Genomic DNA, 12,537 nt, shown 5'->3' on the forward strand with positions numbered 1-12,537 from the left:
GGACAACGCCCACCCCAACCAGCGGCCGCCCCGCACCCCACACAGCTGCGGGCAGTCGTGCCGCCGGGACAACGCCCGCAGCCAAAGAGGCGGCACCCCGCGAGCGCGGGCAAGCGACCCCACGCCGGCCCCAGCCGACCCGCACCGCCGCACCCACGTCCGCCACAGACACCGTCACCGGCACCCACCTGGCCGCCTACGCCCTGACCCCCACCCACGGCTTCGTCCTCGGAGTGGCCGCCCCCCGCCGCGACCCCGCCGCCCACACCATCGCCTCCGTAGCCGCCGTACTCCTCTCCCTCCTCACCGGAGAACAGCAGAGCGGCACAGGGGCGGCGCGCACCTCCGCGCTGGTGCGGCTGTTGCTCGGGGCGAGGCCCGAGGACGTCGCTTCGCTGCTGGGCACCGGAAAGTGGCTCGTCGTCCATGCCAGGGCCGATACGCACACCCCTGACCCCGTAGCCGCCTCCGCCCTCGGCGCAGCCCTCGGCTCCCCCCTGGTCGACCTCGCGAAGGACGTCGTACGCGTCCTCGTCCCCGCCGACCGCACCCCCACCCCCCAACCCGGCTGGACCCTCGGCGTCAGCGACCCCGCACCCCCCGCGGAGTGGCCCGCCGCGGACACCCGAGCCGCCCGCGCACTCGCCCGCGCCCGCGCCACCCGCACTCCCCTGGCCCACCACGGCACCCGCCCCGCTCTCGCCGAACTCGTCCCCCACGACGAGGCGGAGACTCACGCCCGCACCCTCCTCCAACCCATCGTCCACGCCCCCGCGCTGGTCGACACGCTCCGCACCTGGCTGTCCCTGCACGGCAGTTGGGACCGCACCGCCGTCGCCCTCGCCGTGCACCGCAACACCGTCCGCCAGCGCATCGCGAGGTGCGAGGCACTGCTCGGCACCGACCTGGACGACCCCGACGTACGCATGGAGCTGTGGTTCGCCCTACGGCAGTGACCCGCGTCCCAGCGTCCGGGACACCCCGCGAGCCCGCAGGGGTCTGCCCCACAATGGGACACATGCCGATACCCGGGACACCCAGCCGCGCCGAGCTCGTCGAACACCTCGTCAGAACCCGTATCGCGGGCGACGTCGCCACCCCGCGCGAGAACAACCTCTCCCATTACCGCAAGCTGGCGAACGGCGAGCGCAACTGGTGGCTCGGCCTGGAGCTGGGTGACCGCTGGACCGACGAGCAGGACGTGCTCGCGGTGATGGCGGAGCGGGTCGGGGTGAACGACGACCCCGAGTACCGCTACGGCCAGGACACCATCGACCCCGAACTGACGGTCGCCGCGCTGGAGCGGATGGCGGGCCGGCTGCGCAAGGCGGCCGACGGCGGCCAGCGGGTGCTGTTCGCCACCGGCCACCCCGGCGGCCTGCTCGATGTGCACCGCGCCACCGCCGCCGCCCTGCGCACGGCCGGCTGCGAGATCGTGGTCATCCCGGACGGGCTGCAGACGGACGAGGGGTACGTCATGCAGTTCGCGGACGTGGCGGTGCTGGAGCACGGCGCCACCCTGTGGCACACGCACTCGGGCGAGCCGATGAAGGCGATCCTCACGGCGCTCGAGCGGCTCGGCAGCCCGCTGCCCGACCTGGTCGTCGCCGACCACGGCTGGGCGGGCTACGCCGGACAGCACGGCGTCGACTCGGTGGGCTACGCCGACTCCAACGACCCCGCGCTCTTCCTCGCCGAGGCCGAGGGGACCCTCCAGGTGACGGTCCCGCTCGACGACCATGTGGTCAGCCCCCGCTACTACGACCCGATGACGGCGTATCTGCTGGCGGAGGCGGGGCTGGTCTAACGCCGGGGGGCGCGGACCACGCCCTCCTGGATGACCGTGAGGGCCAGGCGGCCGTCCTGGGTGTAGATACGGGCCTGACCGAGGCCGCGGCCGCCGGAGGCCGACGGGGACTGCTGGTCGTACAGCAGCCACTCGTCGGCGCGGAACGGCCGGTGGAACCACATCGCGTGGTCCAAGGACGCTCCTACGACATCCCCTACGGCCCAGCCGCCCCGCCCGTGCGCCAGCAGGACCGAGTCCAGCAGCGTCATGTCGGAGACGTAGGTGGCGAGGACGACATGCAGCAGCGGGTCGTCACCGAGCTTGCCGTTGGTGCGGAACCACACCTGGGAGTGCGGTTCGCGCGGCTCGCCGAACTTCCCGTACGGGGGTTCGTCGACGTAGCGCACGTCCACCGCGGCGCGCGCCTCCAGGAACTTCTCCACGACCCCGCGGTCGAGATGGCCGTAGCCGCTCAGCCGTTCCTCCGAGGTGGGGAGCGTGGCGGGGTCGGGGGCCTCGGGCATCGGGGCCTGGTGCTCGAAGCCCTCCTCCGGGCGCTGGAAGGACGCGGACAGGGCGAAGATCGGCTGCCCGTGCTGGACGGCGACCACCCGGCGGGCCGTGAAGGAACGGCCGTCGTTCATGCGGTCGACGGTGTAGACGATGGGCGCGCCGGGGTCGCCGATGCGCAGGAAGTACGCGTGCAGGGAGTGGGCGAGTCGGTCCTCGGGGACCGTCCGCCCGGCGGCGACGAGCGCCTGGGCCGCGACCTGTCCGCCGAAGACGCGCGGAACGACGGCGGACCGGGACTGGCCGCGGAAGATGTTCTCCTCGATCTGCTCCAGGTCGAGCAGATCGAGGAGATCCTGTAGTGCCTGGCTCATGCGATGGTTGTACCGGCCAGTAATTTCCGGAACCTTACAGGCCCATGTCCTTCGCGATGATCGACTTCATGATCTCGCTGGTGCCGCCGTAGATACGGTTCACGCGGTTGTCCGCGTACAGGCGGGCGATCGGGTACTCGTTCATGAAGCCGTAGCCGCCGTGCAGCTGGAGGCAGCGGTCGATCACGCGGTGGGCGACCTCGGTGCAGAACAGCTTCGCGGACGCGGCCTCGGCCGGGGTCAGCTCACCGGCGTCCAGGGCCTCCAGCGCGCGGTCGGCGACGGCCTCGGCAGCGTCGACCTCGGCCTGGCAGGCGGCCAGCTCGAACTTGGTGTTCTGGAAGGAGGCGACGGACTTGCCGAAGACGGTGCGGTCCTGGACGTACTCCTTGGCGAACCGCACGGCGGCCTTGGCCTGCGCGTAGGCGCCGAAGGCGATGCCCCAGCGCTCGGAGGCGAGGTTGTGGCCGAGGTAGTAGAAGCCCTTGTTCTCCTCGCCGAGGAGGTCCTCGACCGGGACCTTGACGTCGACGAACGCCAGCTCGGCGGTGTCGGAGGTCTTCAGGCCGAGCTTGTCGAGCTTGCGGCCGACGGAGTAGCCCGCCGACTTGGTGTCCACGGCGAACAGGGAGATGCCGTGGCGGCGGTCCTCGGCGCTGGGCGCGTCGGTGCGGGCGCAGACGATCACACGGTCGGCGTGCACACCGCCGGTGATGAAGGTCTTGGCGCCGTTGAGGACGTAGTGCGTGCCGTCCTCGGAGAGCTTGGCGGTGGTCTTCATGCCCGCGAGGTCGGAGCCGGTGCCCGGCTCGGTCATCGCCAGCGCCCACATCTCCTCACCGGAGACGAACTTCGGCAGGAACCGCTTCTTCTGCTCGTCGGAGGCGAGCATCTTGATGTAGGGCAGGCCGAGCAGCACATGCACGCCGGAGCCGCCGAACTGGACGCCCGCGCGCGCGGTCTCCTCGTACATCACGGCCTCGAACTTGTACGAGTCGATGCCGGCGCCGCCGTACTCCTCGTCCACGCGGATGCCGAAGACGCCGAGCTCGGCGAGCTTGTAGTAGAAGTCGCGGGGCGCCTGGCCGGCCGCGAACCACTCGTCGTACACCGGTACGACCTCGGCCTCGATGAAGGCGCGGATGGTCTCCCGGAACGCCTCGTGGTCCTCGTTGAACACAGTACGGCGCACGCCGCCACCACCCTTCTGTGCGCCTGAACCGGCGCCGCTCTCGCGTACCTGGTTGCTCGCCGTCGGGGTTCCTCAATGGATGGCTGCGGTCCCATGGCTAAGCGCTTGCTCACATAGAACCGTACCGGCCAGTACGGACAGCCGTCCAGAGGATCAGCCCCGTAACGCTCGTCACTCCCCCGCCGCCGCGAAGGCCCCCCTTGCCATACGGTGCAGCAGTTCCGAGGTGGCCCCGCGGCCCGGCAGTGAGCCCGGGCGGCCCAGGTGCGGGGTGGAGTTCAGCAGGCCGAAGACCGAGTGGACGGCCGAGCGGGCCGTGGGTTCGGTGAGCGCCGGGTAGACCTTGCGGACCACGTCCACCCACAGCTCGACGTACTGGCGCTGGAGCTGGCGGACCAGCTTGCGGTCGCTGTCGCGCAGGCGGTCCAGCTCGCGGTCGTGCAGGGTGATCAGGGGACGGTCGTCGAGCGCGAAGTCGATGTGGCCCTCGATGAGGGAGTCCAGGATCTCGCCGGGACCTCCGCCGTCGGCCTCCGCGAGGCGCCGCTTGGCCCCCGTCAGCAGCTGGCCGCTGATGCCCACCAGCAGCTCCGCCAGCATCGCGTCCTTGCCCGCGAAATGCCGGTAGAGGCCGGGGCCGCTGATGCCGACGGCGGCGCCTATCTCGTCGACCCCCACTCCATGGAAGCCGCGCTCGGCGAACAGCCGCGCGGCCTCCTTGAGGATCTGCTCACGACGGGTGGGTGCGTCGGTTCTGGTGGCCATGGAAGCAATTCTAGACAGGGAGGTTAGCGGTCGTTAACCTGAAGGAAATGCGTTAACGCTCATTAACAAGGTGAGGGGACCGCAGGATGCACGAGGCACCCGAGCTGACGAGTGCGGCAGATCCCGCGTCGGAGGCCTGGAAGGCCAATGAGGAGGCGCAGCTCGCGCTGGTGGAGGAGCTGCGCGCCAAGCTCGCCGCCGCCCGTCTGGGTGGTGGGGACAAGGCGCGCGCCCGGCACACCGCGCGCGGCAAGCTGCTGCCCCGGGACCGGGTGGACACCCTGCTCGACCCGGGCTCGCCCTTCCTGGAGCTGGCGCCCCTCGCGGCCGACGGCATGTATGACGGACAGGCCCCGGCGGCCGGTGTCATCGCCGGGATCGGCCGGGTCAGCGGGCGGGAGTGCGTGATCGTCGCCAATGACGCCACCGTCAAGGGCGGCACGTACTACCCGATGACCGTGAAGAAGCATCTGCGGGCCCAGGAAGTCGCCCTGGAGAACCGGCTGCCCTGTCTCTACCTCGTGGACTCCGGTGGCGCGTTCCTGCCCATGCAGGACGAGGTCTTCCCCGACCGCGACCACTTCGGGCGGATCTTCTACAACCAGGCCCGGATGTCCGGCGCCGGGATCCCGCAGATCGCGGCCGTTCTCGGGTCCTGCACGGCGGGTGGCGCGTATGTCCCCGCGATGAGCGACGAGGCCGTCATCGTCCGCGACCAGGGCACGATCTTCCTCGGCGGGCCGCCGCTGGTGAAGGCCGCCACCGGTGAGGTCGTCACCGCCGAGGAGCTGGGCGGCGGCGAGGTCCATTCACGGGTGTCGGGCGTGACCGACCATCTCGCGGAGGACGACGCGCACGCCCTGCGGATCGTCCGGAACATCGTCGCCACTCTCCCCACGCGCGGGGCGCTGCCCTGGCAGGTGCGGCCGGCCGCCGAGCCCGAGGTCGACCCCTACGGCCTGTACGGCGCGGTGCCCGCGGACCCCCGCACCCCCTATGACGTACGGGAGATCATCGCGCGCGTGGTCGACGGCTCCCGTTTCGCGGAGTTCAAGTCCGAGTTCGGGCAGACCCTGGTCACCGGCTTCGCCCGGATCCACGGCCACCCGGTCGGCATCGTCGCCAACAACGGCATCCTGTTCTCCGAGTCCGCCCAGAAGGGCGCCCACTTCATCGAGCTGTGCGACCAGCGCGGGATCCCGCTGGTGTTCCTGCAGAACATCTCCGGGTTCATGGTCGGCAGGGACTACGAGGCGGGCGGTATCGCCAAGCACGGCGCCAAGATGGTGACGGCGGTCGCGACCACGCGCGTGCCGAAGCTGACGGTCGTGGTGGGCGGTTCCTACGGCGCCGGGAACTACTCCATGTGCGGCAGGGCCTACTCGCCCCGCTTCCTGTGGATGTGGCCGGGCGCCAAGATCTCCGTCATGGGCGGCGAGCAGGCGTCCTCGGTCCTCGCCACCGTCAAGCGCGACCAGTTGGAGGCGCGCGGCGAACAGTGGCCGGCCGAGGAGGAAGAGGCCTTCAAGGCACCGATCCGCGCGCAGTACGAGCGTCAGGGGAATGCCTACTACGCGACGGCCCGCCTCTGGGACGACGGTGTGATCGATCCGCTGGAGACCCGGCAGGTACTGGGCCTGGCACTGACGGCCTGCGCCAACGCGCCCCTGGGTGACCCCCAGTTCGGCGTCTTCCGGATGTGAGGGACTCATGACCATGTTCGACACAGTCCTCGTGGCCAACCGGGGCGAGATCGCGGTCCGGGTCATCCGTACGCTGCGCGCGCTGGGGGTCCGCTCGGTCGCCGTCTTCTCCGACGCCGACGCCGACGCGCGGCATGTCCGGGAGGCCGACACGGCGGTACGGATCGGACCGGCGCCGGCGGTCGAGAGCTACCTCTCGGCGGAGCGGATCCTCGAAGCCGCCGACCGCACCGGCGCCCAGGCCGTCCACCCCGGTTATGGCTTCCTCGCCGAGAACGCCGACTTCGCGCGCGCCTGCGCCGAGGCGGGCCTGGTGTTCATCGGGCCGCCGGCCGAGGCGATCTCCCTGATGGGCGACAAGATCCGCGCCAAGGAGACCGTGCAGGCGGCCGGGGTCCCCGTCGTCCCCGGCGGACGCGACCCCGAACTGGCCGACGCGGCCCGTGAGCTGGGTGCTCCGGTGCTGCTGAAGCCGAGCGCGGGCGGCGGCGGCAAGGGCATGCGGCTGGTGCGGGACCTGACCGCGCTGGAGGAGGAGATCGCGGCGGCCCGGCGTGAGGCCGCGGCCTCCTTCGGTGACGACACGCTCCTCGTCGAGCGGTGGATCGACCGCCCCCGGCACATCGAGATCCAGGTGCTGGCGGACGGCCACGGCAATGTCGTCCACCTCGGTGAGCGCGAGTGCTCCCTGCAGCGCCGCCACCAGAAGATCATCGAGGAGGCCCCCTCGGTCCTCCTGGACGAGGACACGCGCGCCGCGATGGGCGAGGCGGCGGTCCAGGCGGCCCGCTCCTGCGGCTACCGGGGCGCGGGCACCGTGGAGTTCATCGTCCCGGGCGGCGACCCCGCCGCGTACTACTTCATGGAGATGAACACCCGCCTCCAGGTGGAACACCCGGTCACCGAGCTGATCACCGGCACAGACCTGGTGGAGTGGCAGCTGCGGGTCGCGGCCGGGGAGAAGCTCGCCTTCGCCCAGGAGGAGATCCGGCTGACCGGCCACGCGGTCGAGGCCCGCATCTGCGCGGAGGACCCCGCGCGCGGGTTCCTCCCGTCGGGCGGCACCGTGCTGCGGCTGCGCGAGCCGCAGGGCGACGGGGTGCGCACGGACTCGGGGCTGAGCGAGGGCACCGAGGTCGGCAGCCTGTACGACCCGATGCTCTCCAAGGTCATCGCCTACGGCCCCGACCGCGCGACGGCGCTGCGCAAGCTCCGGGCGGCGCTCGCGGAGACGGTGACACTGGGCGTGCAGACGAACGCCGGGTTCCTGCGCCGGCTGCTGGCCCATCCTGCGGTGGTGGCCGGGGAGTTGGACACCGGTCTGGTCGAGCGGGAGGTCGACGGGCTGGTGCCGGCGGAGGTGCCCGAGGAGGTGTACGAGGCGGCGGCGGCCGTACGCCTTGAGGTGCTGCGGCCCGCCGGCGAGGGCTGGACCGACCCCTTCTCGGTGCCGAGCGGCTGGCGGCTGGGCGGTACGCCCAAGCCCCTCGCCTTCCCCCTGCGGGTTGCCGGTGACCCGGTCGAGTACGTCCCGCGAGGCGCCCACACCGTCACCGACGACCGGGTCTCCGTCACCCTCGACGGAGTCCGGCACACCTTCCACCGTGCCGCCGACTGGATCGGCCGGGACGGCGACGCCTGGCACGTACGCGACCACGACCCGGTCGCCGCGTCCCTGACCCGCGCCGCCCACTCCGGCGCCGACTCGCTCACCGCGCCCATGCCCGGCACCGTGACGGTGGTGAAGGTCGCCGTCGGGGACGAGGTGAGCGCCGGTCAGAGTCTGCTGGTGGTGGAGGCGATGAAGATGGAGCACGTCATCTCCGCCCCGCACGCCGGCACGGTCGCCGAACTCGATGTCTCGCCCGGTACCACGGTCGCCATGGACCAGGTGCTGGCCGTGATCGCACCGCACGAGGAGGTGGCCCAGTGACCCTGCCCATGGCAGTCCCCGAACCCGGTCTTCCCACCCGCGTCCGCATCCACGAGGTCGGCGCCCGGGACGGATTGCAGAACGAGGACGCGACCGTCCCCACAGACGTGAAGGCGGAGTTCGTCCGACGTCTCGCCGACGCGGGCCTGACCACCATCGAGGCCACCAGCTTCGTCCACCCGAAGTGGGTGCCCCAACTCGCCGACGCGGAAGAACTGTTCCCCCGCGTGAGCCACCTCCCGGTGAGTCTCCCCGTCCTCGTCCCCAACGAGCGCGGACTGGACCGTGCCCTGGCCCTCGGAGCCCGTCGCGTCGCCGTCTTCGCCAGCGCCACCGAGTCGTTCGCGAAGGCCAACCTCAACCGCACGGTCGACGAGGCCCTGGCGATGTTCGAGCCGGTCGTCGCGCGGGCGAAGGCCGAGGGCGTGCAGGTGCGCGGCTATCTCTCCATGTGCTTCGGCGACCCGTGGGAGGGCCCGGTCCCCGTCCCGCAGGTCGTCAAGGTCTGCCACGCCCTCCTCGACATGGGCTGCGACGAACTGAGCCTGGGCGACACGATCGGCGTGGCCACACCGGGTCACGTCCGGGCGCTGCTGACCGAACTCACCGAGCACGGCACACCCGTCGACCGACTCGCCGTCCACTTCCACGACACCTACGGCCAGGCCCTCGCCAACACCTACGCCGCCCTCCAGCACGGCGTCACCACCGTCGACGCCTCCGCCGGAGGCCTGGGCGGCTGCCCGTACGCGAAGTCCGCCACCGGAAACCTCGCCACCGAAGACCTCGTGTGGATGCTGCGGGGACTCGGCATCGACACCGGCATCGATCTCGGCCGTCTCGTCGCCACAAGCGAGTGGATGGCCGGCCGACTGGGCCGCCCCAGCCCGTCCCGCACCGTACGAGCCCTCTCCCACAAGGAGTGACCCCCATGAACCACAAGCTCTCCCCCGAGCTCGAAGAACTGCGCCGCACGGTGGAGGAGTTCGCGCACGACGTCGTGGCGCCCAAGATCGGTGACCTCTACGAGCGTCATGAGTTCCCGTACGAGATCGTGCGTGAGATGGGCCGCATGGGCCTGTTCGGGCTGCCGTTCCCCGAGGAGTACGGCGGTATGGGCGGCGACTATCTGGCGCTGGGCATCGCCCTGGAGGAACTGGCCCGGGTGGACTCCTCGGTGGCCATCACCCTGGAGGCGGGCGTCTCGCTGGGCGCGATGCCGATCCATCTGTTCGGCACCGAGGAGCAGAAGCAGAAGTGGCTGCCCCGGCTGTGCTCGGGCGAGATCCTGGGCGCCTTCGGTCTGACCGAGCCGGACGGCGGCTCCGACGCGGGCGCGACCCGTACGGCGGCCCGGCTCGACCCCGAGACGGACGAGTGGGTGATCAACGGCACCAAGTGCTTCATCACCAACTCCGGTACGGACATCACCGGCCTGGTCACGGTCACCGCGGTCACCGACCGCAGGCCCGACGGCAGCCCCCTGATCTCCTCGATCATCGTCCCGTCCGGCACCCCGGGCTTCACGGTGGCCCCTGCCTACTCGAAGGTCGGCTGGAACGCCTCCGACACCCGTGAGCTGTCCTTCGCCGACGTCCGCGTCCCGAAGGCCAACCTCCTCGGCGCCGAGGGCCGCGGCTACGCCCAGTTCCTGCGCATCCTCGACGAGGGGCGTATCGCGATCGCGGCGCTGGCGACGGGCCTGGCGCAGGGCTGTGTGGACGAGTCGGTCCGCTACGCCATGGAGCGCCATGCCTTCGGCCGCCCGATCGGCGCCAACCAGGCCATCCAGTTCAAGCTCGCGGACATGGAGATGCGGGCGCACACGGCCCGTCTGTCCTGGCGGGACGCGGCGAGCCGGCTGGTCGCGGGTGAGCCGTTCAAGAAGGAGGCGGCGCTGGCCAAGCTCTACTCCTCCACGATCGCGGTGGACAACGCCCGTGACGCCACCCAGATCCACGGCGGCTACGGCTTCATGAACGAGTACCCGGTGGCCCGTATGTGGCGCGACTCCAAGATCCTGGAGATCGGCGAGGGCACGAGCGAGGTCCAGCGGATGCTGATCGCGCGGGAAATGGGGCTGCCGAGCTGACAACGGCCTGCGCCGGGCCCCGGGTTGGGCCCCATGGACAGCTCACGGGTTGGGCGTTCCAGGGGCCCACCTCTGGACATCTGCTGAGGTTAGGCTAACCTACCTTCGAATTGTCCGGCGCAAGATCGCCCCGTTCGAAAGCAGCGTACCCATGTCCAACGCCAGAGCCACCCACCTCACCCGCCGTGGCATCCTCGCCGCGGGCGGCGCCCTCGGCCTCGGTGCCGTGCTCGCAGCCTGTGGCGACGGCGACGCAAAAAGCGGTGGCTCGGACCAGGAGACGGCCGCCGCGAAGTCCGGCCCGTGGTCCTTCAAGGACGACCGTGGCACGACGGTGAAGCTCGACAAGGTGCCGGCGAACATCGTCGCCTTCACCGGTGTCGCCGCCGCCCTCCACGACTACGGCATCCAGGTCAAGGGCGTCTTCGGCCCGACCACGACCGCGGACGGCAAGCCCGACGTCCAGGCCGGTGACCTCGACGTCAGCAAGGTCACCGTTCTCGGCAACGAGTGGGGCAAGCTCAACATCGAGAAGTACGCGGCCCTCTCCCCCGAGGTGCTCATCACCACGACGTTCGACGACGCCGGCACCCTGTGGTCCGTGCCCGTCGAGTCCGCGGACAAGATCGCCAAGCTCGCGCCGAGCGTCGCCATCTCCGTCTACGACCGCCAGATGACCCAGCCGCTCCAGCGCATGTGGGAGCTGGCCGAGTCGCTCGGCGCGGACATGAAGTCCGACGCGATCGCCGAGTCGAAGAAGAAGTTCGAAACCGCCGCGGCCCGGCTGCGCGCCGCCGCCAAGGCCAAGCCGGAGATCAAGGTGCTCGCCGGCTCCGCCGCGGAGTCGATCTTCTACGTGTCCGGCACCAACTTCTCCATCGACCTTGAGTACTTCAAGTCCCTCGGCGTGAACTTCGTCGAGCCCTCGGAGCAGGCGAAGGCGGAGAGCGGCGGCTGGTTCGAGGCGCTGAGCTGGGAGAACGTCGACAAGTACGACGCGGACATCATCCTGATGGACGACCGCTCCTCCACGATCCAGCCCGCGGACATCACCGAGGCGACCTGGAAGAAGCTGCCCGCCGTCAAGGCCGGCCAGGTCATCCCGCGTTCGCCCGAGCCGATCCTGTCGTACGACAAGTGCACGCCGCTGCTCGACAACCTCGCCGAGGCCATCGAGAACGCCAAGAAGGTCAGCTGACCCCCTGAAGGTCTCCAACTGACGCTCACTCAGGAGCATGCATGAGCACGGCCGTTGCCGCCGATTTCCGTTTCTTCTCTCTTCAGGTCGTACGGACTCGGCGGCTCGGTCCGTCTCTGGTCCGGGTGACCTTCGGCGGCCAGGAGCTGCGCGACTTCCACTCCGAGGGGGGCGACCAGTCGCTGTCGCTGTTCCTGCCGCACCCGGGGCAGGACGCCCCCGTCGTGCCGATCGAGCTCGGCGACGGCTGGTGGCAGGGCTGGCGTGAACTGCCCGACGACGTACGGGCCGTGATGCGGTCGTACACCCTGCGCGCGCTGCGGCGGGACCCGGACGAGATCGACATCGACTTTGTGCTGCACGGAGTCGAGCCCGGTGCCGCCGTTCCCGCGGGGCCCGCTTCCCGGTGGGCGGCGAGCGCGGCCGCCGGAGACCGCGTCCTGCTCATCGGGCCCGCCGTCGCCGACAACCGGGCCATCCGGTTCCGTCCGCCCGAGGACACGGATCTCATGGTGATCTGGGGCGACGAGACCGCCGTACCGGCCGTCTCCGCCATCGTCGAGTCACTGCCGGCCGGCACCCGCGCCCGGGTCTGGCTGGAGGTGCATCACGCCGGGGACATCCAGGACCTGGTCACCGAGGCGGACGCCGAGATCAACTGGCTGGTCCATGAGGACCAGGGCGCCGAGGGGTCCCCCATGGCCCTCGACGCCCTGCGCAAGGCCCGACTCCCGGCCGCAGAGCACCCGTACGTCTGGATCGCGGGCGAGTCGGGGTGTGTGAAGGCGCTGCGCCGGCACTTCGTCGTTGAGCGCGGGATCGACCGGCGCCGGGTCACGTTCGTCGGCTACTGGCGGCGCGGTCTGACCGAGGAGCAGCTGCGCGAGAGCGGCGAGTGATGCGACGGAAGTGACCACCGTCACGGGAGGGGCGGGGTTTCCCCTGCACACCCCCGGTAAAGTTAGGTTAGGCTTGCCTAAG

General features: G+C 70.8%; 11 protein-coding genes. 8 read left to right on the forward strand and 3 right to left on the reverse strand.

Translation table 11 applies throughout. From position 1 onward, the window contains the following. Together RMT89_RS31760 and RMT89_RS31765 are read left to right on the forward strand one after the other, a co-directional pair. A partial coding sequence (locus RMT89_RS31760) for a helix-turn-helix domain-containing protein (protein ID WP_315887188.1) occupies positions 1 to 956 on the forward strand: 956 nt, incomplete at its 5' end. A 62-nt stretch (positions 957 to 1,018) separates the two neighbouring features. Beyond that, positions 1,019 to 1,807 carry a phosphatase gene (locus RMT89_RS31765; RefSeq protein WP_315887189.1) on the forward strand — a complete coding sequence of 263 codons (789 nt, stop codon included), beginning with the start codon at positions 1,019 to 1,021 and terminating at the stop codon, positions 1,805 to 1,807. Here the strand turns inward: RMT89_RS31765 and RMT89_RS31770 are convergent. The 3 genes from RMT89_RS31770 to RMT89_RS31780 form a co-directional block, all read right to left on the reverse strand. Beyond that, the gene (locus tag RMT89_RS31770) at positions 1,804 to 2,673 is read right to left on the reverse strand and encodes an acyl-CoA thioesterase II (RefSeq protein WP_315887190.1); all 870 of its coding nucleotides are present in this window, start codon (positions 2,671 to 2,673) and stop codon (positions 1,804 to 1,806) included. The genes RMT89_RS31765 and RMT89_RS31770 overlap by 4 nt on opposite strands. Before the next feature lie 34 nt (positions 2,674 to 2,707). Further along, complete coding sequence (locus RMT89_RS31775) at positions 2,708 to 3,865, reverse strand: acyl-CoA dehydrogenase family protein (protein WP_315887191.1); 1,158 nt, start codon at positions 3,863 to 3,865, stop codon at positions 2,708 to 2,710. 171 nt (positions 3,866 to 4,036) lie between these two features. Continuing rightward, positions 4,037 to 4,630, reverse strand: a complete 594-nt coding sequence (locus RMT89_RS31780; protein WP_315887192.1) for a TetR/AcrR family transcriptional regulator — start codon at positions 4,628 to 4,630, stop codon at positions 4,037 to 4,039. Between the two features lie 86 nt (positions 4,631 to 4,716). Between RMT89_RS31780 and RMT89_RS31785 the strand changes: the two genes are divergently transcribed. From RMT89_RS31785 to RMT89_RS31810, 6 genes are all read left to right on the forward strand, one after another. Next, positions 4,717 to 6,333, forward strand: a complete 1,617-nt coding sequence (locus tag RMT89_RS31785) for a carboxyl transferase domain-containing protein (protein WP_315887193.1) — start codon at positions 4,717 to 4,719, stop codon at positions 6,331 to 6,333. A gap of 13 nt (positions 6,334 to 6,346) precedes the next feature. Beyond that, positions 6,347 to 8,266, forward strand: coding sequence for a biotin carboxylase N-terminal domain-containing protein (locus RMT89_RS31790; RefSeq protein WP_315887194.1), 1,920 nt, complete (start codon positions 6,347 to 6,349; stop codon positions 8,264 to 8,266). Then, the gene (locus RMT89_RS31795; protein ID WP_315887195.1) at positions 8,263 to 9,192 is read left to right on the forward strand and encodes a hydroxymethylglutaryl-CoA lyase; all 930 of its coding nucleotides are present in this window, start codon (positions 8,263 to 8,265) and stop codon (positions 9,190 to 9,192) included. Before RMT89_RS31790 ends, RMT89_RS31795 begins: the two co-directional genes overlap by 4 nt. A 5-nt stretch (positions 9,193 to 9,197) precedes the next feature. Then, the gene (locus RMT89_RS31800; protein WP_315887196.1) at positions 9,198 to 10,358 is read left to right on the forward strand and encodes an acyl-CoA dehydrogenase family protein; all 1,161 of its coding nucleotides are present in this window, start codon (positions 9,198 to 9,200) and stop codon (positions 10,356 to 10,358) included. Between the two features lie 151 nt (positions 10,359 to 10,509). Beyond that, positions 10,510 to 11,556, forward strand: coding sequence for an ABC transporter substrate-binding protein (locus RMT89_RS31805; protein WP_315887197.1), 1,047 nt, complete (start codon positions 10,510 to 10,512; stop codon positions 11,554 to 11,556). A 41-nt stretch (positions 11,557 to 11,597) separates the two neighbouring features. Continuing rightward, positions 11,598 to 12,455, forward strand: coding sequence for a siderophore-interacting protein (locus tag RMT89_RS31810; RefSeq protein WP_315887198.1), 858 nt, complete (start codon positions 11,598 to 11,600; stop codon positions 12,453 to 12,455). Positions 12,456 to 12,537 lie beyond the last annotated feature (82 nt).

It is taken from the genome of Streptomyces sp. P17, assembly GCF_032436805.1.
Classification (GTDB): domain Bacteria; phylum Actinomycetota; class Actinomycetes; order Streptomycetales; family Streptomycetaceae; genus Streptomyces.

Bases quoted from the DNA above. Each gene is read 5' to 3' on its own strand.
- RMT89_RS31770 (WP_315887190.1), bottom strand. From the start codon at position 2,673: ATGAGCCAGGCACTACAGGATCTCCTCGATCTGCTCGACCTGGAGCAG.
- RMT89_RS31800 (WP_315887196.1), top strand. From the start codon at position 9,198: ATGAACCACAAGCTCTCCCCCGAGCTCGAAGAACTGCGCCGCACGGTG.
- RMT89_RS31790 (WP_315887194.1), top strand. From the start codon at position 6,347: ATGTTCGACACAGTCCTCGTGGCCAACCGGGGCGAGATCGCGGTCCGG.
- RMT89_RS31810 (WP_315887198.1), top strand. From the start codon at position 11,598: ATGAGCACGGCCGTTGCCGCCGATTTCCGTTTCTTCTCTCTTCAGGTC.
- RMT89_RS31805 (WP_315887197.1), top strand. From the start codon at position 10,510: ATGTCCAACGCCAGAGCCACCCACCTCACCCGCCGTGGCATCCTCGCC.
- RMT89_RS31780 (WP_315887192.1), bottom strand. From the start codon at position 4,630: ATGGCCACCAGAACCGACGCACCCACCCGTCGTGAGCAGATCCTCAAG.
- RMT89_RS31765 (WP_315887189.1), top strand. From the start codon at position 1,019: ATGCCGATACCCGGGACACCCAGCCGCGCCGAGCTCGTCGAACACCTC.
- RMT89_RS31785 (WP_315887193.1), top strand. From the start codon at position 4,717: ATGCACGAGGCACCCGAGCTGACGAGTGCGGCAGATCCCGCGTCGGAG.